This window comes from Nocardiopsis sp. CNS-639, from assembly GCF_000381685.1.
Taxonomy (GTDB): domain Bacteria; phylum Actinomycetota; class Actinomycetes; order Streptosporangiales; family Streptosporangiaceae; genus Nocardiopsis; species Nocardiopsis dassonvillei.
On record NZ_KB906871.1, the window covers coordinates 15,860 to 37,556 of the forward strand.

Below are 21,697 nucleotides of genomic sequence, written 5' to 3' on the forward strand. Positions count from 1 at the left end.
AACGGGGTGAGGTCGGCGGTCTCGACCAGAACACGCCGATCTCACAGCTGTGATGACTCTCCGTAGGGGAGTTCTGACAGTATGCCAGCGATGAAGGTATCGGATGCGCTCAGCGCCACAGTCATGCGGTTCCGCCGCACCCGGGCGGACGCTCCCACAGGGCTGATCGCGCCCGTCCGTTCGGACCGGCGCACCAAGAACCTGACCAAACGTCTGCGACCGGGCGACATCGCGGTTATCGACCACGTCGACCTGGACCGCGTCAGCGCCGAGGCCCTGGTGGGCTGCGGTGTTTCGGCGGTCCTCAACGTCGCCACGAGCATCAGCGGCCGCTATCCCAACCAGGGGCCGGAGATGATCGTGGACGCGGGGATCCCCCTGGTCGACGACGTCGACCCCGAGGTGTTCACCCGCGTCCGCGACGGCGAGCGGCTCCGCCTGGAGGGCGCCACCCTGTACCGCGGCGACGAGGTCGTCGCGCGCGGAACCCTCCAGGACCAGGGGACCGTCAGAGCGGCGATGGAGGAGGCCCGCGCGGGGCTGGCCACACAGTTGGAGGCCTTCGCGGCCAACACCATGGCCTACCTCCAGCACGAGCGCGACCTGCTCCTGGACGGCATCGGCATCCCCACCATCGAGACCGACATCGAGGGCCGCCACGTCCTCATCGTGGTCCGCGGCTACCACTACCGGGAGGACATCGCGGCGCTGCGGCCCTACATCCGCGAGTTCCGGCCGGTCATCATCGCCGTGGACGGCGGGGCGGACGCGGTCATGGAGGCGGGGTACAAGCCCGACATCATCGTCGGCGACTTCGACTCGGTCTCGGACCGGGCGCTGGCCAGCGGGGCCGAGCTGGTCGTGCACGCCTACCGCGACGGCAGGGCCCCGGGCCTGCCCAGGCTCACCGACCTGGGGCACGGCGCGGTGGTCTTCCCCGCCACGGGCACCAGCGAGGACGTGGCGATGATGCTCGCCGACGGCGCGGGCGCCGCGCTCATCGTGGCCGTGGGCACCCACGCCACCCTGGAGGAGTTCCTCGACAAGGGCCGGGCGGGGATGGCCAGCACCTTCCTGACCCGGCTGCGGGTGGGCGGCAAGCTCGTCGACGCCAAGGGCGTCAGCCGCCTGTACCGCTCGCGCATCTCCCCCTGGGCCCTGCTGGGGCTGGTCGCGGCCTGCCTGCTCACCATCGTGGTCGCCGCCTACAGCTCACCGGCGGGCCAGGTCTACCTCACCTTTCTCGCGGCGCGCTGGGACGCGTTCTCCTACTGGTTGACAGGGCTGTTGACGTGATCGATTTCCGCTACCACCTGGTGTCCATCGTCGCGGTGTTCCTCGCGCTCACCGTGGGGCTCGTCCTGGGGACCACCATGCTCCAGGACCCGCTGCTCAACACGCTCCAGTCCGAGACCGCCGACCTGCGCAGCCAGAGCGAGGAGCTGCGCGCCGAGCGCGACGCCGCCGACCAGGTCAACGCCGGGGCCGACCGGATGGCCGAGGCCGTGTCCGACGACACGCTCGCCGGTCTGCTCACCGACCTCGGTGTGGTGGTGGTGAGCGCTCCCGGAGCCGACACCGAGACGGCCGACGCCCTGGCCGGGCGCGTGGAGCAGGCGGGCGGCGAGGTCGTCGGCCGGGTCCAGATCAGCGACGCGTTCCTGGACGGCGGCAACGCCACCTTCGTCGACGAGTTGGCCCTGCAGATCACCCAGGACCCCCAGGACCTGTCCGGCAGCCCCCACGAGAAGGCGGGCGCCGAGATCGGCCGCGCCCTGGCCGCCGTGGAGGAGGACCCCTCCGGGGAGGGGGGATCCGGTGACGAGGAGGCGTCCCCGTCCGAGTCCCCGTCCGCCCAGGCGGGGGAGGGCGGGGACGGCGGCTACGACCCGGCGGCCGTCCTGGAGGCCTTCACCGAGGGCGGGCTGATCACGGTCGAGGGCGACCCCGCCGAGTCCTCCGACGCCGTGGTCGTCCTCGCGCCCTCGGGCGGGTCCTCGCCCGAGGGCCAGGACCCGCAGACCGCCAACGCGGTGCTGAACACGATCACCACGGCCCTGCACCGGGAGGTCGGCGCCACCGTCGTGGCCGGTGACGGGCCCTCCGCACGGGGCGAGGGAATGCTCGCGCAGGCGCGCGCCGCGGAGGCGGCCTTCGCCACCGTGGACGTGGCCAGCCGCCCGATGGGCGAGGTCATCACGATCCTGGCCCTGGCCCAGAACCTGAAGGAGGCCGGGGGAGCGTACGGCATCGGCGAGGGGGTGGCGGGCTTCCTCCCCGACCCGCTGCCCGAGCCGCGCGAGGCCTCCGAAGACTCCGCGGACTCCTCCGAGGCATCGCCGGAGCCCACCGGGAGCGACGGCGCGAGCGACGCGGGCGGCGGCACCGACGAGGCCCGCCGCACCGTCCGGGACGGGGAGTGACACCGTTGACCGCCCCTGTCCCCCTCGCGGACCCCGGGTCCGCCGCCGCGCGGTTCCTGGCCCAGGGCCTGACCGGCGCCCTGCTCGGAGCCGCCGCGGCCTCCACGGCCTACTCCCTGCTCACCCGGGGCCGTACCACCGGGCACGAAGCCGTCCGTGCCGCCGGGCCCGGCGCGTCGGACGCGTTCGTCGCACCGGGCACGCCCGTCGCCCCGCAGGCACCTGACACACCGGACACATGCGATGTTTCCGGCATGTCAGCCGCACCGCGCACACCGGACGCGCCGGGCGCGTCCGGCACGCGATGCGTGTCCGGTGCCCAGCGCGCACCGGAGGCCACGAGTCCGTCCGGCACGCCACGCGTGTCCGGCGCACTCGCCACCACCGTCGCACCACGCACACCTGCCGTGTCGGACACACCCGGCGCCCCCCGTGCGTCCGTCGCACCGCGTGCACCGGACGCGCGGAACGCGTCCGTCCCGGCCGAGGCGACGGACGTGTGGCTGCGCACCAACTTCCGCGGACGCCGCGTCACCCTGCGCCAGGGGCCCGCGCTGGCCTGCGGCGTGTGCGCGGCCGTCCTGCTCGTGCCCGGCCCCGGCCCACGTGTGCGCGCCGCCTCCGTGCTGGCCGCGGCGGGCGCCGCCGCCTTCGGGGTCTACGACGACCTGGCGGGCTCCTCGCGGGCCCGCGGCCTGCGCGGGCACCTGGGCGCCCTGGCGAGCGGCCGGGTCACCACCGGCATGGTCAAGATGGCGGGCATCGGGGCCACCGGGGTCGCCGCCGCCCGCCTGCTGCGCCGCTCGCCGCTGGACACCGTGCTGGACGGGGCGCTCATCGCCGCCAGCGCCAACCTGCTCAACCTGTTCGACCTGCGCCCCGGACGCGCGGCCAAGGTCGCGCTGTTCGCCGCCGCCCCCGCCCTGGCCTCCCCGGCCGCGCCGCTGCTGGGCCCCGTCGTGGGCGCCTCGGCCGCGCTGCTGCCCGACGAGCTCGCCGAGCGCTCCATGCTCGGCGACGCTGGGGCCAACGCCCTGGGCGCCGCCCTGGGCGCGGCCGCCGCGGCCCGGGCTCCCCGTCCCGTGCGCGCGGCCCTGCTCGCGGGGGTCGCCGCCCTGACCCTGGCCAGCGAGCGCGTCAGCTTCTCCCGCGTCATCGACCGCGTTCCGGCCCTGCGCCGCCTCGACCGCTGGGGCAGGCACGAGTGAGACGGCCACGGTGTCCCGTACCATCCAGGGGGTGACGCGCGGAGTAGGCACGGCGGCGGCGCTCATCGCGGTGGTCACCGTGGGGGCCAGGCTGGCGGGGTTCGGGCGCACCGTGGTCTTCTCCCAGACCGTCGGCGACACCTGTCTGGGCACCGCCTACGTCACCGCCAACCAGCTGCCCGCCGTCCTGTTCGAGATCGTCATCGGCGGGGCGCTCACCGCCGTGGTCGTCCCGGTGCTGGCCGCCGCCGCCGAGCGCGGTGACCGCGAGCAGGTGCGCCACACCGCCTCGGCGCTCATCACCTGGGTGCTGTTGCTGGCCGTGCCGCTGTCGGCGCTGCTCGCCCTGGTCTCGGTTCCGGCGATGTCGCTCATGCTGGGCGCGGGCCAGGGCTGCGACCGGGGCGCGCTGCTCGGGCTGTCCGCCCGCATGCTCGCGGTCTTCGCCCCGCAGATCGTCCTCTACGGCCTGGCCTCGGTGCTCTACGGCGTCCTGCAGTCCCACCGCCGCTTCCTGGCCCCGGCCCTGGCCCCGCTGGTGTCCAGCCTGGTGGTCATCGCCGCCTACGTGGCCTTCGTGCCGCTGGGGGCCGACCACCGCCAGGACGTGGCGGGCCTGCCGCTGGCGGCCGAGCTCGCCCTGTCCCTGGGCACCACCGCCGGGGCGGCGGCGCTCTTCCTCACGGTCGTGGGGCCCGCCCGGCGGCTGCGGGTGCGGCCCCGGCCGCGCCTGACCTTCCCGCCCGGGGTGGGCGGGCGCGTGCGCTCCCTGGCGCTGGCCTCCCTGCTGCCGCTGGCGGCCATGCAGCTGTGCCTGCTGCTGTTCGTGGCCCTGGCCAACCGGGGCGGCGGCGCGGGCGCGGCCGTGCTCCACACCTACGCCTGGGCCCTGTTCACCCTGCCCTACGGGGTGATCGCGGTGCCCATCGCCACCAGCGCGTTCACCGCCCTGGCGGTCGCGCACGCCGAACACGACCGGCCGGGGTACGCCTCCCTGGTGGCGGGCGGCGCCCGCGCCTGCGTGGTGGTCACCGCGGGGGTGGGCACCGCCCTGGCCGCCGCCGCGGCCCCGGTGGCCCTGGTCTTCGCCCAGCACGATCCGCTGACCCTGGAGCGCGCCCTGCTCGCCTACGCTCCCGGGGTGGTGGGCTTCGGGCTGGTGGCCCTGCTCAGCCGGGCCCTGTACGCCTCGCATCACGGGCGCCTGGCCGCCACGGCCCAGGTGGTGGGGTGGCTGGTGGTGATGTTGTGTGCTGGGGTGTTGGTGTGGTTGTTGCCGCAGGGCTGGTCCATCGCCGGGCTGGGCGCGGCCAGCACGGTCGGCCTGAGCCTGGCCGCGGTCCTGCTGTGCGTAGCGGTGGCGCGCACGCACGGGCGCGCGGCCCTGACGGGTGTGGCGCGCTCGGTACTGGCCGCGGCGCTGGGCGGTGTGGTCGGGTGGACCGCGGGGCGCGCGGTGGCCGCGGCCCTGCCCGCGGACGGCGTGTGGCAGACGGTGGCGGCGGCCGCGGTGGCGGGGACGGCGGCGCTGGCCGTCTACGCGGCCGTCGCGGCGGTGGTGGACCGTCCGGCGGTGCGTGCCGTCGCCGACCGGGTCGGGACCGTACTCGAACGCAGGAGGGAGAGGCGTTGAACGCCAGGATCGCGCTGGTCATCGGTACCAGCAGTGGAGGGGTGGGTCGCCACGTGCGCTCGCTGGGCGCGGGCCTGGCCGCGCGCGGCCACCGGGTGGCGGTGCTGGGCCCGGCCTCCGCCGAGCGCGAGTTCGGCTTCACCTCGGAGGGCATGCGCTTCTCCCCGGTCGGCATCGGAGCGGCGCCCTCCGCGGGCGATCCCGGCGCGGTGCTGCGCCTGCGTGCCCTGACCCGGGGCGCGGACGTGGTCCACGCGCACGGGCTGCGGGCCGGGGCCCTGTGCGCGCTGGCCGGCGCCTCTCCGCTGGTGGTGACCGCGCACAACGCGCCGCCGCTGGTGCGGGGGGCGCTGTCGGCGGCCTACCCGGTGCTGGAGCGGATCGTGGCGCACCGGGCGGACGTGGTGCTGGGGGTGTCGGGCGACCTGGTGCGCAGGCTGCGCTCGGTCGGGGCGCGCGACGCGCGGCTGGCGGTGGTGGCCGCTCCCGAGACCGGCGCTCCGGTGAACGGGCGCGAGGCCACCCGGGCCGACCTGGCGGTGCTGCCGGAGCGGCCGCTGCTGCTGACCGTCGCCCGCCTGGCCGAGCAGAAGGGGTTGGACATGCTCCTGGCGGCGGCGCCTGCCATCGCCGACCGCCGCCCCGAACCGGTGGTGGCGATCGCCGGGGACGGGCCCCTGTGGGGGCAGCTGCACGACACGGCCGCGGAGATGCGCGCGGACGTGCGCATGCTGGGGCACCGCGCGGACGTGGCGGACCTGCTGGCGGCGGCGGACGTGTTCTGCCTGACCAGCCAGTGGGAGGGGCCCTCGCTGGTGATCATGGAGGCGCTGCGCGCGGGGCTGCCGGTGGTCTCCACACGGGTCGGCGGCATCCCGGACCTGTACTCGGGGACGGTGCTGATGGTGCCGCCGGGGGATCCCGCGGCCTTCGCCGCCGCCGTGGGCCGGGTGCTGGACGACCCGGCGCTGGCCGAGGACCTGCGGGCGCGCTCGCGCGAGGCGGCCAAGGCGCTGCCGAGCGAGGAGGACGCGGTGGAGGCCGCCGCGGGCGTGTACAAGGCGGTGCTGCGGCGGTGACGTGGGGCGCGAGGGGCGGGATGGCCCCGGGGTTGGGTGGACCTGTCCCCGGGGTGCGGTCGATGCCACCTCCACCGGGACTTCACCTCGCGGGGGTGGAGATGTCATCCTGGACTACGGTCCGGTGTGTGCCGCCCACGGTGTGGCACCGGTATCCTGGCCTGACACGTGAGGGGAGTATCCCTGTCGCGGCGGTGTCGTCATCACGGCGGACAAAGTCGTCCTCCCGGTGCCGCCGGTTCGCAGCGCTTCGCTGCGAGCGGGAGAGACCTCCGGTGGTTCGACGTGCGTGCACACCGCTCGCGCGCACTGACCGGAGGAGAGACCGTCCGTGAACGTTCCCTTGTGGTTGTGGGCTGCCACCATCGGCGCCATGGTCGCCATCCTGGTGGTCGACCTCATCATCGTTGACCATCCCTGGAGCAAGACGAAGGGCCCCCAGGAGTTCGGCATGAAGCAGGCCGCCTGGTGGGCGGCCTTCTACATCGGCATCGCCATCATCTTCGGCTTCGGTGTCTGGTACTTCGGCGGAGGCGCCGCGGGCGCCGAGTACTTCGCCGGGTTCGTCACCGAGAAGAGCCTGAGCATCGACAACCTCTTCGTGTTCTACCTCCTGATGGGCTCCTTCGCGGTGCCCAAGAAGTACCAGCACGAGGTCCTGCTCGTCGGCATCGTCATCGCGCTGGTCATGCGCGGTATCTTCATCGTCCTGGGCGCCCAGGTCATCAACGCCTGGAGCGAGGTCTTCTACCTCTTCGGCGCCTTCCTGATCTACACCGGTTACAAGATCGTCCGCGACCACATGAAGGGCGACGAGGAGGAGAAGGACTTCACCCAGACCCCGGTGGTCCGCCTCCTCAAGCGCTTCTGGCCGGTGACCGACGACTACCACGGCGCCAAGCTCACCGTGAAGCTCGACGGCCGCCGCCACATCACGCCGATGCTGCTGGTCATCGTCGCGATCGGCATGATCGACCTGGTCTTCGCCGTCGACTCCATCCCGGCGATCTTCGGTCTGACCCAGGACGCCTACATCGTCTTCACCGCCAACGCCTTCGCCCTGCTGGGCCTGCGCCAGCTGTACTTCCTGCTGGCCGGTCTGATGGACCGCCTGGCCTACATCAGCTGGGGCCTGTCGGCGATCATGGTCTTCATCGGCGTCAAGATGATCCTGCACGCCCTGCACGAGAACGGCGTGCACGTGCCCGAGGTCGGCATCGGCCTGTCGCTGACCGTCATCCTGGGCATCATGACCATCACCATCGTCGGCAGCCTGATCAAGTCCCGCGCCGACGAGCGCAAGAACCCCGAGCTCAAGACCGAGCGCGACCCCTCCGTCGACTCCCCGGCGGACCGCTCCTGAGCGGACGGCGGGCCCGCGGGCGCGTCGAGGACATTCCGGGAAACGGCCGGATTCGAACAGCTGTTCGTCTATAGTGGTGGCACCCTGAGCGCTCCGGCGCCGGGGTGCCACCTTGTTCTGTGAGGTGGAAGAAACCGTCGTCGGCGGTCGTTAGGCTGGACGGGCGGGAGAGGCGAGCGTCCTCCCCCCTCTCCTCAGCGGCCCGTCTCCGGGGCCCGGGCGGTCTCCGGGAGGCCCCGACCGCCGCACGCGAAGTTCCACACGGGTCAGCCGACGTCACGCGACGGGGTCCGCGTCCTGTGCGCCAGAGCCGAAGGATGTCTCACTCGATGGTCGAACAACTGGTAGTCCGGGGAGCCCGGGAGCACAACCTCAAGGACGTCTCGCTGGACCTGCCGCGCGACTCCATGATCGTGTTCACCGGCCTGTCCGGTTCGGGCAAGTCGTCGCTGGCCTTCGACACGATCTTCGCCGAGGGCCAGCGGCGCTACGTGGAGTCGCTGTCGGCCTACGCCCGCCAGTTCCTGGGGCAGATGGACAAGCCGGACGTGGACTTCATCGAGGGCCTGTCCCCGGCGGTGTCCATCGACCAGAAGTCCACCAGCCGCAACCCCCGCTCCACCGTCGGCACCATCACCGAGGTCTACGACTACCTGCGGCTGCTGTGGGCGCGCATCGGCGTCCCGCACTGTCCCGAGTGCCACCGCGAGATCGCCCGCCAGACCCCGCAGCAGATCGTGGACCGCGTCCTGGAGATGGAGGAGGGCACCCGCTTCCAGGTGCTGGCCCCCGTCGTGCGCGGACGCAAGGGCGAGTACGTCGAGCTCTTCAAGGACCTGCAGTCCAAGGGCTACACCCGCGCGGTGGTGGACGGGCAGGCCGTGCGCCTGGACGAGGCGCCCAAGCTGGGCCGCTACGACAAGCACGACATCGCCGTGGTCGTGGACCGCCTCAGCGTCAAGCCCTCCTCCCGCGGGCGCCTGACCGACTCGGTGGAGACGGCGCTCAAGCTGGCCGGGGGCACCATCATCCTGGACTTCGTGGACGTGGAGGCCGGGGACCCCGACCGCGAGAAGGTCTTCTCCGAGCACCTGTACTGCCCCTACGACGACCTGTCCTTCGAACAGCTCGAACCGCGCTCCTTCTCCTTCAACGCCCCCTACGGCGCCTGCGCCGAGTGCTCGGGCCTGGGCACCCGCATGGAGGTCGACCCCGAACTCCTGGTCCCCGACCCCGAGAGGACGCTGGCCGAGGGCGCCATCGGCCCCTGGTCCGGCGGGCCCAACAGCGGCTACTGGGAGCGCATCCTCAAGGCGGTGGGCGAGGCGATCGGCTTCGACCTGGACACCCCCTGGGAGCGGCTGCCGCGCCGCGCGCGCAAGGCCCTGCTGGAGGGGCACGACACCCAGGTCCACGTCAGCTACCGCAACAGGTACGGGCGCAACCGCTCCTACTACACCGAGTTCGAGGGCGTCATCCCCTGGGTCAAGCGCCGCCACTCCGAGACCGAGAGCGACTACGGCCGCGAACGGCTGGAGGGGTACATGCGCACCGTGCCCTGCCCGACCTGCGAGGGCACCCGCCTCAAGCCGGTCGTGCTCGCGGTGACCGTGGGCGGCAAGTCCATCGCCGAGGTGGCCCAGATGCCGCTCAGCGACAGCGCGGCCTTCCTGGCCGCGCTCACGCTCTCCGAGCGCGACGCGGTCATCGCCGCCCAGGTGCTCAAGGAGATCAACGCCCGGCTCGGCTTCCTGCTCGACGTCGGACTGGACTACCTGAGCCTGGCGCGCTCCTCGGGTTCGCTCTCGGGCGGGGAGGCCCAGCGCATCCGCCTGGCCACCCAGATCGGCTCCGGCCTGGTGGGCGTGCTGTACGTGCTGGACGAGCCCTCCATCGGCCTGCACCAGCGCGACAACGCGCGCCTGCTGGAGACCCTCCAGCGCCTGCGCGACATCGGCAACACGCTCATCGTCGTCGAGCACGACGAGGACACCATCCGCGCCGCCGACTGGGTCGTGGACATCGGCCCCGGCGCGGGTGAGCACGGCGGCCACGTCGTGGTCTCGGGGATCGTGGACGAGCTGCTCACCTCCGAGGACTCGCTCACCGGCGAGTACCTGTCCGGCAAGCGCGGCATCGAGGTGCCCGTGGAGCGCCGCCCCCTCACCCGAGGGCACGAGCTGGTGGTCCGGGGAGCGCGCGAGAACAACCTCCACGGGGTCGACGTCGCCTTCCCGCTGGGCGTGTTCACCGCCGTCACCGGCGTGTCCGGCTCGGGCAAGTCCACCCTGGTCAACGAGATCCTCTACAAGGCGCTGGCCAAGGAGCTCAACGGGGCGCGCGACGTGCCCGGCCGCCACCTGCGGGTCAACGGCACGAACAAGGTCGACAAGGTCGTGCACGTGGACCAGAGCCCCATCGGGCGGACCCCGCGCTCCAACCCGGCCACCTACTCGGGGGTCTTCGACCACATCCGCAAGCTGTTCGCGCAGACCACCGACGCCAAGACGCGCGGCTACCAGCCGGGCCGGTTCTCCTTCAACGTCAAGGGCGGCCGCTGCGAGGCCTGCTCCGGCGACGGCACGCTCAAGATCGAGATGCAGTTCCTGCCCGACGTCTACGTGCCCTGCGAGGTGTGCCACGGCGCCCGGTACAACCGGGAGACCCTCCAGGTCCGCTACAAGGGCAAGAACATCTCCGAGGTCCTCAACATGCCGATCTCGGAGGCCCTGGAGTTCTTCGAGCCGATCAACGCCATCCGCCGCCACCTCCAGACCCTGGCCGACGTCGGCCTGGGCTACGTGCGGCTGGGCCAGCCCGCCACGACGCTGTCGGGCGGTGAGGCGCAGCGGGTCAAGCTCGCCGCCGAGCTCCAGCGCCGCTCCACCGGGCGGACGGTGTACGTGCTCGACGAGCCCACGACCGGCCTGCACTTCGAGGACATCCGCAAGCTGCTGGGCGTGCTCAACCGGCTGACCGACACCGGCAACACGGTGATCGTCATCGAGCACAACCTCGACGTCATCAAGACGGCCGACCACGTCATCGACATGGGCCCCGAGGGCGGCTCCGGCGGCGGCACCGTGGTCGCGCAGGGAACCCCGGAGGAGGTCGCCGCGGTGGCCGAGTCCTACACCGGGCGTTTCCTGGCCAAGATGCTCTGAGCCCGCGCCCGACGGCACCGCCGCGCCCCGTCCCGGTCCCCGTGGGGCGGGGCGCTGCGCTGCCTACGGCCACGTCGGGTTGGCGGGTTCGCGACACATGTCTCACCTGAGTAGAGTCGAACGTATCCGCGTCCCGCCCGGCGATCCCCGCCCCGGGCGCCGCGTCCGCGCCCGGCCCCCGCGCGACTCCGACGAACCGCCCTGGAGGTTGGCCCGCCCATGAACGTCCCTCCCCGACCGGACCGCGGCGGGCCGACGCCTCCGGAAACCCAGCGGCTCCCGTCCCACCCCGGACACGGGGAGACCCCCGGCTTCCACGACGGCGACCGCTCCGGCGCCCCGGACGCCGCCCCGGACGCCGAACCCGTGGAGCGGCTCTACCCGCTGGCCGCCTGGCGTACGCGGGCGTACGCGCGCGGCATCGACCTGCTCCTGGTCGCCCTGCCCGCGCTGCTGCTGGCGCTCGTGCTCTCCCTGGCCTGGGTGGGCGTCCAGGCGGTCGGCTCCGGCGACACCACCGGCATCGGCGACCGCTACCCGTTCTTCCTGTCGGTGACCTTCTTCCTGCTCTACGCGGGCTATGAGACCCTCGCCCTCTCCCGCTGGCAGCAGACGCTGGGCAAGCGCCGCGTCGGACTCAGGGTCGCGCCCCAGGCCGGGAACGGCAGCCTGGGCGCCCTGCCGCTCGCCGCCCTGACGGTGCGCGCCGCGCTGCTGGCCCTGCCCTTCCTGCTGTTCTTCCTGTTCTTCAGCGCCGTCTGGTTCTGGTGGTTCCTGGTGGCGGTGACGGCGCTGCTCACCGGCGGGATGGCCGCCTGGAACCGGCCCAACCGGCAGGGGCTGCACGACCGGATCGCTGGCACCGTGGTGCTCGACGTGGCCGCGGCGGGCCCGCAACCCCCGAAGGCGCACCCGTATCCGCCGCGGGCCTGAGGGTTATCGCGCGCACCCCGGAACCCGGGCACCCCGCCGTACCTACTACATTGTGTAGTGATATTTCGGCGCAGGTGAGGAGCGTTTCGTCGTGGCCGGTAAGAGGACGTGCGGGTGCGGGATGAGCAGGCGCCGACTGCTCGGGACGGCGGGGACGGCCGCGGCCGTCACGGCCGTGAGCGCCTGCGGCGGACAGGAGCCCAAGCCGCAGGAGGTCCGGTACGGCCAGGTGGTCGGCCAGACCACCGACGTCCCCGAGGGCGCGGGAGCGGTCTTCAGCAACAGCAAACTGGTCGTGACCCAGCCCGAGGCGGGCCAGTACCGGGCCTTCGGCGCCTCGTGCACGCACGCGGGCTGCACCGTCCAGGAGGTGGACGAGGTCATCCGGTGCCTGTGCCACGGCAGCGAGTTCGACATCTCCACCGGGGAGGCGCTGGTGGGGCCGGCCCAGGAGCCGCTGGAGCCGTTCGAGGTCACCGTCGAGGGCACCGACATCATCCTCCAGGGCCCCTCCTCCTGAAAGGGGCCGGCGGGCGGGCCGGAGCGAGGAGCCCACGGACCCGCCCGCCGCGACACCACGGCGCCCGGAGCGGATCTTCCGCTCCGGGCGCCGTCGCGTGTGTGAACCGGTCGGGCTCAGGCCTCGCCGGGGTCGCCCCCGGGCGGGCCGCTGACGCCGTTGGGCTCGTGGCGCCGGAACGCCGAGGTGGGGAACTGGGCGGCGTAGGCGGCCTCGTCCGCGTCCTCGGAGGCCAGGAACTGGGCGCGGTGGCGCGGCAGGGACTCGGGGTAGTTCTCGACCAGCCAGCCGATGAGGTGCTCGCGGATCTCGCAGGCGATGTCCCACTGGTGCCCGGTGTCGGCGGCGGTGGCCACCACCCGCACCAGCACCTCGCCGCTCGGGGCGATGTCCACGACCTGGCAGGACCAGCTGCGCCCGTCCCAGTGGTCGCTGCGGGTGATCAGGCGCCCGGTCTCCTCGCGCATCTCCTCGATCGGCACCTCCCAGTCCAGCGGGAACACCACCTTGGCGGTGATCGCCGTGCCCTGCTTGGTCCAGTTCTCGAAGCTGGTCGTGGTGAAGTTGGCGACCGGGACCACCAGGCGGCGCTCGTCCCAGATCTTGATGGTGACGTTGACCAGGCTCAGCTCCTCGACCCGGCCCCACTCGCCCTCGACCACGACCACGTCGCCGATGCGCAGGGCGTCGCTGAAGGCCAGCTGGAGCCCGGCGAACAGGTTGGCCAGTGTGGACTGGGCCGCCACACCGGCCACGATGCCGATGATGCCCGCGGATGCCAGCAGCCCGGCGCCGAGCGCGCGGACCTCGTCGAAGGTGAACAGGATGGCGGCGACCGCCAGCACCACGATGATCGAGGTGATCACCCGGCGCAGCAGCCGCACCTGGGTCTGGATGCGCCGCGCCTTGCGGTCGGCGTCGCCGTTGGCGACCGACAGCCGGGCCAGCACCATGTCCGTGACCGCGTAGGCCAGGCTGACGCCCAGGCCCGTCAGCGTCGCGATCATGAGGATGCTCATCGCGTGGTCGATGGCCTGGTACGTGCCCCAGTCCACGTTGGCGGGGCTGGGCAGCGACAGGTTCGCGCCGACCACCGCGGCCGCGCCGTAACTGGTGTAGGTCGTGCGGTGGACCACGTGCTGGGACACCCGCCAGGCTTTGCCCAGCTTGTGCTTGAGCACCCAGCGCACGGCGAAGACCAGCAGCACCGCGACCATGACGGTGACGCCGACCGTGATCCATTGGGGCAGGCTCACGACGAAGGGCCCCCTCTTGTCGTCGATGTCGGGAAGTTCCTGTGTACCCGCCCAACCTAGAGCATGCGGATACCCAATCGTGACGTTTCGCTTACCCGCGCCCGAGGGACGCGGGCGCGTGCGGCGCCCGCGGGGCGGGTGGGGCGCGCGGGGGAGGGGCGGCGGGGTGAGACGTGCCACGCACGGGGCGTACGGGGCTCGGTTGGCCGTATGTCCCCCCGACCTACCACAATGGGACCATGGCTGCGACTCCTCACCTGCGCCCCGCGCCCGGTTCCATCCCCACCGACCCGGGCGTGTACCGGTTCCGGGACTCCTCCGGACGCGTGATCTACGTGGGCAAGGCCAAGAACCTGCGGTCGCGCCTCTCCTCCTACTTCCGCGACTTCGCCGGACTGCACCCGCGCACGCAGCAGATGGTCTCCACCGCGGCCGACGTCGACTGGACGATCGTGGGCACCGAGGTGGAGGCCCTCCAGCTGGAGTACTCCTGGATCAAGCAGTACGACCCCCGGTTCAACGTCAAGTACCGCGACGACAAGAGCTACCCCTACCTGGCGGTCACCCTCCAAGAGGAGTTCCCCCGGGTGCAGGTCATGCGCGGCGCCAAGCGCAGGGGGGTGCGCTACTTCGGCCCCTACTCCCACGCCTGGGCCATCCGCGAGACCGTGGACCTGCTGCTGCGGGTCTTCCCCGTGCGCACCTGCTCCCCGGGGGTGTTCCGCGGCGCCCGCAACAGCGGCCGCCCCTGCCTGCTCGGCTACATCGGCAAGTGCGTGGCCCCCTGCGTGGGCAAGGCCTCGCCCGAGGAACACCGGGCCCTGGCCGAGGACTTCTGCTCCTTCCTGGCGGGCGACACCGGCCGGTTCCTGCGCGAGCTGGAGGGGCGGATGCGCGAGGCCGCCGGGGAGATGGAGTACGAGCGGGCCGCCCGCATCCGCGACGACATCGAGGCCCTGCGCGCCGCCCTGGAGAAGCAGGCCGTCGTCCTGCCCGACTCCACCGACTGCGACGTCATCGCCGTGGCCGACGACCAGTTGGAGGCGGCCGTGCAGATCTTCCACGTGCGCGGCGGGCGCATCCGCGGACAGCGCGGCTACGTGGTGGACAAGGTGGCCGACGACGGCCCCGGCGAGCTGATCGCGACCTTCCTCGGCCAGATCTACGGCCCCACCCGGGGCGACGACGAGAGCGGGGGCACCGGCACCGCCGTCCCCCGCGAGGTCCTGGTCTCCCACGAGCCCGCCGACCCCGAGGCCATGGCCGCCTGGCTGTCGGAGCACCGCGGCTCCTCGGTGGACCTGCGGGTGCCGCAGCGGGGCGACAAGAAGTCCCTGATGGAGACCGTCTCCAAGAACGCGGCCGAGTCGCTGGCCCGGCACAAGACCCACCGGGCCGGGGACCTGAGCACCCGCGGCCGCGCCCTCCAGGAGATCCAGGAGGCCCTGGAGCTGTCCGAGGCGCCGCTGCGCATCGAGTGCTTCGACATCTCCAACCTCCAGGGCGAGCACGTGGTGGCGTCCATGGTCGTCTTCGAGGACGGCCTGGCCCGCAAGTCCGAGTACCGCCGCTTCTCCGTCCGCGGCAGCGGCGAGGGCGGCCGAGAACAGCACGACGTCGCGGCCATGTACGAGGTCGTCCACCGGCGCTTCCGGCGCTACCTGGAGGAGAGCGCCCGCAGCGGCGAGGTCGCCCGCATGGGGGAGACCGGCGACCACGGTGGTCACCAAAGCGACGACGAGCCGTCACCCGGGAAGTTCGCCTATCCGCCTAACCTGGTGGTGGTGGACGGCGCCCGGCCCCAGGCCGAGGCGGCGCGCCGCGCCCTGGACGAACTCGGGATCGAGGACGTCGCCGTGTGCGGTCTGGCCAAGCGCCTGGAGGAGGTGTGGTTGCCCGGCGACGAGGACCCGGTGATCCTGCCCCGCGCGGGCGAGGGGCTCTACCTGCTCCAGCGGGTGCGCGACGAGGCCCACCGCTTCGCCATCCAGTACCACAGGCACAAGCGCGCCAAGGCGCTGACCGGCAGCAGCCTGGACGAGCTGCCCGGTCTGGGGCCGTCCCGCAGGACGGCCCTGATCAAGGCGTTCGGCTCGGTGCGCAGGCTCGCCTCGGCCACGGCCGAGGAGATCGCGGCGGTGCCCGGGATCGGCCCCAAGCTGGCCGAGGCCGTGCACGCGCACCTGTCCGGAGGCCCCGCCACGACGGAGGGGCGGGGCGACGGGGCACCAGTACAGCACATCACTGACGGGGGAGGAGACGCATGACGGTCGAACTGGGTGGGGAACTGCCACCCGAGGTGGTCATCGTCACCGGCATGTCCGGTGCGGGCCGCAGCACGGCGGCCAGGGCCCTGGAGGACCTGGACTGGTTCGTGGTGGACAACCTGCCGCCCGGCCTGCTGCCGACGATGATCGAGCTGGCCGGACGCACGCACGGGGCGGTGCCGCGGGTCGCCGTGGTCGTGGACGTGCGCTCGCTGGCCTTCACCGAGGACCTGCTGTCCACGGTGGAGGAACTGCGCAAGCGCGACATCACCGCGCGCGTGCTCTACCTGGAGGCCGGTGACGACGCCCTGGTTCGCCGGTTCGAGGGCGTGCGCAGGCCCCACCCCCTCCAGGGCGACGGGCGCCTGACCGACGGCATCGACCGCGAGCGCGAGACCCTGCGGGCGGTGCGCGGCGAGGCCGACCTGGTCATCGACACCTCCCAGCTCAACGTGCACCAGCTCAAGGCCCGGGTGATCGGCTTCTTCGGGGAGAGCGACGAGGCGCGCCCCCGCGCCAACGTGGTCTCCTTCGGGTTCAAGCACGGCCTGCCCGTGGACGCGGACCTGGTGCTGGACTGCCGTTTCCTGCCCAACCCCCACTGGGTGCCCGAGCTGCGCCCGATGAACGGCCGTGACGACGCGGTGCGCGACTACGTCCTGGCCCAGGACGGGGCCAAGGAGATGCTGGAGGCCTACTCCGACGTCCTCAAGCTGACCATCGCCGGGTACCAGCGCGAGGGCAAGCACTACATGACGCTGGCGGTGGGCTGCACCGGGGGCAAGCACCGCAGCGTGGCCATGGCCGAGCAGTTCGCCGACCGGTTGCGCGGGCAGGGTGTGGACGTGCACGTGGTCCACCGGGACGTCGGCCGGGAGTGACCCGCGGGCGCCCGACACGCGCCCTGCCCGCGGTGCACCGTTCTCGGTGGTACGGTCCGATTCGTCCGGTGGACATGGGACGAGGGGCAGACCACAGCCATGGCGAAGAGCACAGCACCCGACGGTGACGGGCGGCGTCCGCCCCGGGTGGTCGCGTTGGGGGGCGGGCACGGCCTGCACGCCTCCCTGTCGGCCCTGCGCAGGGTGACGACCGACGTGACGGCGGTCGTCACCGTCGCCGACGACGGCGGCTCCAGCGGCCGCCTGCGCCGGGAGCTGGGGGTCCTGCCCCCCGGTGACCTGCGCATGGCGCTGGCCGCGCTGTGCGGCGACGACGAGTGGGGCCACACCTGGAGCGAGGTGATCCAGCACCGCTTCCGCTCCGAGGGCGAACTGCACGGCCACGCGGTCGGCAACCTGCTGATCGTGGCCCTGTGGGAGCTGCTCGGCGACTCCGTGGCGGGCCTGGACTGGGTCGGCCAGCTGCTGGGCGCGCACGGCAGGGTGCTGCCGATGTCGTCGGTGCCGCTGGACATCGCCGCCGAGGTGTCGGGGATCGACCCGGCGCGGCCCGAGGAGCTGACCACGGTGCGCGGCCAGGTGGCGTGCGCCAGCACCAGCGGCAAGGTGCGCTCCATCTCACTCATCCCCGAGGACCCGCCCGCCAGTCCGCAGGCGGTCAAGGCGGTGCGCGAGGCCGACTGGGTGGTGTTCGGCCCCGGGTCGTGGTTCACCAGCGTGCTGCCCCACCTGCTGGTCCCGGACCTGGCGCACGCCCTGGTCACCACCCGCGCCAAGCGCATGGTGGCGCTGAACCTGTCCCCGCAGCGGGGCGAGACCGACGGCTTCCGCCCCGAGACCTACCTGGAGGTGCTGCGCGAGCACGCGCCCAAGCTGGGGGTGGACGTGGTGCTCGCCGACCGGGGGACCGTGGAGGAGCCCGAGCCCCTGGTGCGGGCGGTCGGCGAGCTGGGCGGGCGCCTGGAGCTGGCGGAGCTGTCCCGCGACGACGGCACACCGAGACACGACCCCGACCGGCTCGCGGCGGCCTTCGAGAGGATCCTGGAGGGCTGAGGGCCGCGGTCCTCGCAGGTCGAGGGCAATTGGCCGCACACCGGCACGAAGGCCCCCAGGGCGTGCGGCGCGGCTGGTCGGCGGATGGGCAACACGCCGTGCGGGGGTCGGCAGCCAGCGCCCGGTCACGTAGTCTGCCACGGAGTAAGCCGCTCGTGGCCGGGCCACGGCGGCGCATCCCCGGTGCCGAGTGCGTGGTGCCGGGTCGGGTTGTGTGACGGGGAGGACCTCAGCGATGGCGATGACCGGCGTGGTGAAGGATGAGTTGAGCCGGCTGACCATTCTCAAGCCATGCTGCCGCAAAGCCGAGGTGTCCACCATCCTGCGGTTCACCGGGGGCCTGCACCTGGTGGGCGGGCGCATCGTGATCGAGGCCGAACTCGACACGGGCGCGGCCGCGCGCCGCCTGCGCAAGGACATCTCCGAGGTCTTCGGCCACGAGTCCGAGGTGGTCGTGCTGTCCCCGAGCGGCCTGCGCAAGGGCAACCGGTACGTGGTCCGGGTGATCAAGGACGGCGAGTCGCTGGCCCGGCAGACGGGGCTGGTGGACAACAACGGCCGCCCGGTGCGCGGCCTGCCCCGGCACGTGGTGGCCGGCGGAGCCTGCGACGCCGAGTCGGCCTGGCGGGGCGCGTTCATCGCGCACGGCTCCCTGACCGAGCCGGGCCGGTCGATGTCGCTGGAGGTGACCTGCCCCGGGCCGGAGGCCGCGCTGGCGCTGGTGGGCGCCGCACGCCGGCTCAAGGTGCACGCCAAGGCGCGCGAGGTGCGCGGCGTGGACCGGGTGGTGGTCCGCGACGGCGACTCCATCGGTGCGCTGCTGACCCTGCTGGGCGCGCACCAGAGCGTGCTGGCCTGGGAGGAGCGGCGGATGCGCCGGGAGGTGCGCGCCACCGCCAACCGGCTGGCCAACTTCGACGACGCGAACCTGCGGCGCAGCGCGCGGGCGGCGGTGGCCGCGGGCGCGCGCGTGGAGCGGGCCCTGGAGATCCTGGGCGAGGACGCGCCCAAGCACCTGGTGGCCGCGGGTCAGCTGCGCCTGGCGCACAAGCAGGCCTCCCTGGAGGAGCTGGGACAGCTGTCCGTCCCGCCGCTGACCAAGGACGCCATCGCCGGACGTATCCGCAGGCTGCTGGCGATGGCCGACAAGCGCGCGAGCGACCTGGGCATCGAGGGCACCGAGGCCAACCTGACCCCGGACATGCTGGTCCCCTGACCCGGAGCCCTCCCCCCGGCCCCCGGGCGTTGGCGCCGTAACACCGATGTTCGGCTTTGTTAACTGCGAAAACTCCGGGATAACTTCGGAAAATGGTATAGACCTCTCCGCCTCGCAGTGCCAGGATGGTCGCGAATCCACCGGGCCCGCAGGCTCGGCCGTGGCCCAGCAGCGGCTCTTCGCCGGTGCTCCGCTAGGCTCGTGGTGAACACCCGGTGTGCGTTGAACCTGCTCATGGCGGTCGACCGGTTGATCCCGGAGTACGGCGTTCCGGGCGGGGGTTAATGCCCGGGTGGAAATGATGTGCGATATATGAGGAGATTGGTTCCGTGACCATCCGTGTAGGCGTCAACGGCTTCGGCAGGATCGGCCGCAATTTCTGGCGCGCGGTCGCCGCTGGTGGTAGCGACATCGAAATCGTCGCGGTCAACGACCTCACCGACACCAAGACGCTCGCGCACCTGCTCAAGTACGACACCGTGCTCGGCACCCTGGAGGGCGACGTCGAGGTCGGCGACGACTTCATCCGCGTGGGCGACAAGACCATCAAGGTCCTGGCCCAGCGCGACCCGGCCCAGCTGCCCTGGTCGGACCTGAACGTGGACGTGGTGGTCGAGTCCACCGGCATCTTCACCAAGGCCGAGGACGCCAAGAAGCACATCGAGGCCGGCGCCAAGAAGGTCATCATCTCCGCCCCGGCCAAGGGCGAGGACATCACCGTCGTCATGGGCGTCAACGACGACAAGTACGACGCGGCCAACCACCACGTCATCTCCAACGCCTCCTGCACCACCAACTGCGTCGCGCCGATGGCCAAGGTCCTCCTGGACAACTTCGGCGTCAAGCAGGGCCTGATGACCACGGTCCACGCCTACACCAACGACCAGGTCATCCTGGACTTCCCGCACAAGGACCTGCGTCGCGCCCGCGCGGCCGCGCAGAACATCATCCCGACCACCACCGGTGCCGCCAAGGCCACCGCGCTGGTCATCCCCGAGCTCCAGGGCAAGCTGGACGGCATGGCCATGCGCGTCCCCGTGCCCGACGGCTCCGTGACCGACCTGGTCGTCACCCTGGAGCGCGAGGTCACCAAGGACGAGGTCAACGCCGCGTTCAAGGCCGCCGCCGAGGGTCCGCTCAAGGACGTGCTCGTCTACACCGAGGACGAGATCGTCTCCTCCGACATCGTCGGCACCTCGCCCTCGTGCACCTTCGACTCCAAGCTGACCATGGCCTTCGGCAACCAGGTCAAGATCGTCGGCTGGTACGACAACGAGTGGGGCTACTCCAACCGCCTGGTCGACCTGGCCAAGCTGGTCGGCTCCGGCCTGTAGCGTCCACGGCCCTCATGGCCACCGGCGCGTGAGACGGCACCCCTTCGCCCGCAGTGCGCGCGGAGGGGTGCCGTCGTGCACGCCCCTCCCGGCTCCACCGCCCGGGACCGCCACACCCCACATTCCAAGAGGAGACCCAGCATGCGGACGATCGACGACCTCGACGTCTCCGGCAGGCGCGTGTTCGTCCGGGCCGACCTGAACGTGCCCCTGGACGGCGACCGCATCACCGACGACGGGCGCATCCGCGCGGCCGTGCCCACCATCTCCGCGCTGCGCGAGCGCGGCGCCCGCGTCATCGTCGCCGCCCACCTGGGCCGCCCCAAGGGCGCCCCGGACCCCCGCTACTCGCTGCGCCCGGTCGCCGCCCGCCTGGGTGAACTGCTCGGCGCCGAGGTGGCCTTCGCCTCCGACACCGCCGGGGAGTCGGCCCGCGCCACCTCCGAGGCCCTCACGGACGGTCAGGTCGCCCTGCTGGAGAACGTGCGCTTCGAGCCGGGGGAGACCAGCAAGGACGACGCCGAGCGCGGGGAGCTCGCCGACCGCTTCGCCCAGCTCGCCGACCTGTACGTGGGCGACGCCTTCGGCGCCGTGCACCGCAAGCACGCCAGCGTCTACGACCTGCCCGGCAGGCTGCCGCACGCCGTCGGCGGCCTGGTGCTGAACGAGGTCGAGGTGCTGCGCAGGCTCACCGGCGACCCCCAGCGTCCCTACGCCGTGGTCCTGGGCGGCTCCAAGGTCTCCGACAAGCTCGGCGTCATCGACAACCTGCTGGGCACCGCGGACCGCCTGCTCATCGGCGGCGGCATGGTCTTCACCTTCCTCAAGGCCCAGGGCCACGAGGTCGGCTCCAGCCTGCTGGAGGCCGACCAGCTCGACACCGTCAAGGGCTACCTGGAGCGCGCCGAGCGCGAGGGCGTCGAGATCGTCCTGCCGGTGGACGTGGTGGCCGCCGAGAAGTTCTCCGCCGACGCCGCGCACGACGCGGTCGCCGTCGAGGCCATCCCGGCAGACCGGATGGGCCTGGACATCGGCCCCCGCAGCCAGGAGCTCTTCGCGCGGAAGCTGACCGACGCCCGCACCGTGTTCTGGAACGGCCCGATGGGCGTCTTCGAGATGGAGCCCTACGCCGGGGGCACCCGCGCGCTGGCCCAGGCCCTGATCGACTCCGGCGCCTTCACCGTGGTCGGCGGCGGCGACTCCGCCGCGGCCGTGCGCGCGCTGGGCTTCGACGAGGCGGCCTTCGGCCACATCTCCACCGGCGGCGGCGCCAGCCTGGAGTACCTGGAGGGCAAGGACCTGCCCGGTATCGACGCCCTGAAGTAAGCCCGAAGTCCCCTTTCACA

The 21,697-nt window shown here is 72.6% G+C and carries 16 protein-coding genes; 15 read left to right on the forward strand and 1 reads right to left on the reverse strand.

Annotated features, from left to right (window positions below; genetic code table 11):
- Positions 1–123: 123 nt before the first annotated feature.
- The 9 genes from steA (at position 124) to G011_RS0122810 (ending at position 12,323) form a co-directional block, all read left to right on the forward strand.
- Positions 124–1,296, forward strand: a complete 1,173-nt coding sequence (steA, locus tag G011_RS0122770; RefSeq protein ID WP_019610496.1) for a putative cytokinetic ring protein SteA — start codon at positions 124–126, stop codon at positions 1,294–1,296.
- The gene (locus G011_RS0122775) at positions 1,293–2,423 is read left to right on the forward strand and encodes a copper transporter (protein ID WP_019610497.1); all 1,131 of its coding nucleotides are present in this window, start codon (positions 1,293–1,295) and stop codon (positions 2,421–2,423) included. The genes steA and G011_RS0122775 overlap by 4 nt, the downstream gene beginning before the upstream one ends.
- Before the next feature lie 362 nt (positions 2,424–2,785).
- Positions 2,786–3,631: a hypothetical protein gene (locus G011_RS0122780; protein ID WP_369757421.1), complete on the forward strand. Its 846-nt coding sequence runs from the start codon at positions 2,786–2,788 to the stop codon at positions 3,629–3,631.
- A gap of 10 nt (positions 3,632–3,641) precedes the next feature.
- Entirely contained in the window at positions 3,642–5,264 is a 1,623-nt protein-coding gene (gene murJ, locus G011_RS0122785; protein ID WP_026338566.1) for a murein biosynthesis integral membrane protein MurJ, read from the forward strand.
- On the forward strand, positions 5,261–6,343 hold the full coding sequence (locus tag G011_RS0122790) for a glycosyltransferase family 4 protein (protein ID WP_019610500.1): 1,083 nt from the start codon (positions 5,261–5,263) through the stop codon (positions 6,341–6,343). The genes murJ and G011_RS0122790 overlap by 4 nt, the downstream gene beginning before the upstream one ends.
- A 331-nt stretch (positions 6,344–6,674) precedes the next feature.
- Entirely contained in the window at positions 6,675–7,706 is a 1,032-nt protein-coding gene (locus tag G011_RS0122795) for a TerC family protein (protein ID WP_026338567.1), read from the forward strand.
- 329 nt (positions 7,707–8,035) lie between these two features.
- Positions 8,036–10,870 (forward strand): excinuclease ABC subunit UvrA, encoded by a 2,835-nt coding sequence (gene uvrA / locus G011_RS0122800; RefSeq protein ID WP_019610502.1) that lies wholly within the window; start codon positions 8,036–8,038, stop codon positions 10,868–10,870.
- 219 nt (positions 10,871–11,089) lie between these two features.
- Positions 11,090–11,803, forward strand: coding sequence for an RDD family protein (locus tag G011_RS0122805; protein WP_019610503.1), 714 nt, complete (start codon positions 11,090–11,092; stop codon positions 11,801–11,803).
- 121 nt (positions 11,804–11,924) lie between these two features.
- On the forward strand, positions 11,925–12,323 hold the full coding sequence (locus G011_RS0122810; RefSeq protein ID WP_019610504.1) for a Rieske (2Fe-2S) protein: 399 nt from the start codon (positions 11,925–11,927) through the stop codon (positions 12,321–12,323).
- A 116-nt stretch (positions 12,324–12,439) separates the two neighbouring features.
- Here the strand turns inward: G011_RS0122810 and G011_RS0122815 are convergent, their stop codons facing one another.
- Positions 12,440–13,579 carry a mechanosensitive ion channel family protein gene (locus G011_RS0122815; RefSeq protein ID WP_019610505.1) on the reverse strand — a complete coding sequence of 380 codons (1,140 nt, stop codon included), beginning with the start codon at positions 13,577–13,579 and terminating at the stop codon, positions 12,440–12,442.
- A 239-nt stretch (positions 13,580–13,818) separates the two neighbouring features.
- Between G011_RS0122815 and uvrC the strand changes: the two genes are divergently transcribed.
- The 6 genes from uvrC (at position 13,819) to G011_RS0122845 (ending at position 21,677) form a co-directional block, all read left to right on the forward strand.
- Complete coding sequence (gene uvrC / locus G011_RS0122820) at positions 13,819–15,846, forward strand: excinuclease ABC subunit UvrC (RefSeq protein WP_026338568.1); 2,028 nt, start codon at positions 13,819–13,821, stop codon at positions 15,844–15,846.
- Positions 15,843–16,727 carry an RNase adapter RapZ gene (gene rapZ, locus G011_RS0122825; protein ID WP_013154030.1) on the forward strand — a complete coding sequence of 295 codons (885 nt, stop codon included), beginning with the start codon at positions 15,843–15,845 and terminating at the stop codon, positions 16,725–16,727. The genes uvrC and rapZ overlap by 4 nt, the downstream gene beginning before the upstream one ends.
- Positions 16,728–16,826: 99 nt before the next feature.
- A complete protein-coding gene (yvcK, locus tag G011_RS0122830; protein WP_013154029.1) occupies positions 16,827–17,801 on the forward strand; it encodes a uridine diphosphate-N-acetylglucosamine-binding protein YvcK in 975 nt (324 codons plus the stop codon).
- A gap of 235 nt (positions 17,802–18,036) precedes the next feature.
- The gene (gene whiA, locus G011_RS0122835) at positions 18,037–19,017 is read left to right on the forward strand and encodes a DNA-binding protein WhiA (protein ID WP_013154028.1); all 981 of its coding nucleotides are present in this window, start codon (positions 18,037–18,039) and stop codon (positions 19,015–19,017) included.
- Positions 19,018–19,346: 329 nt separating this feature from the next.
- Entirely contained in the window at positions 19,347–20,351 is a 1,005-nt protein-coding gene (gene gap, locus G011_RS0122840) for a type I glyceraldehyde-3-phosphate dehydrogenase (RefSeq protein ID WP_013154027.1), read from the forward strand.
- Positions 20,352–20,492: 141 nt separating this feature from the next.
- A complete protein-coding gene (locus tag G011_RS0122845) occupies positions 20,493–21,677 on the forward strand; it encodes a phosphoglycerate kinase (RefSeq protein WP_019610508.1) in 1,185 nt (394 codons plus the stop codon).
- The last annotated feature ends 20 nt before the right edge of the window (positions 21,678–21,697 follow it).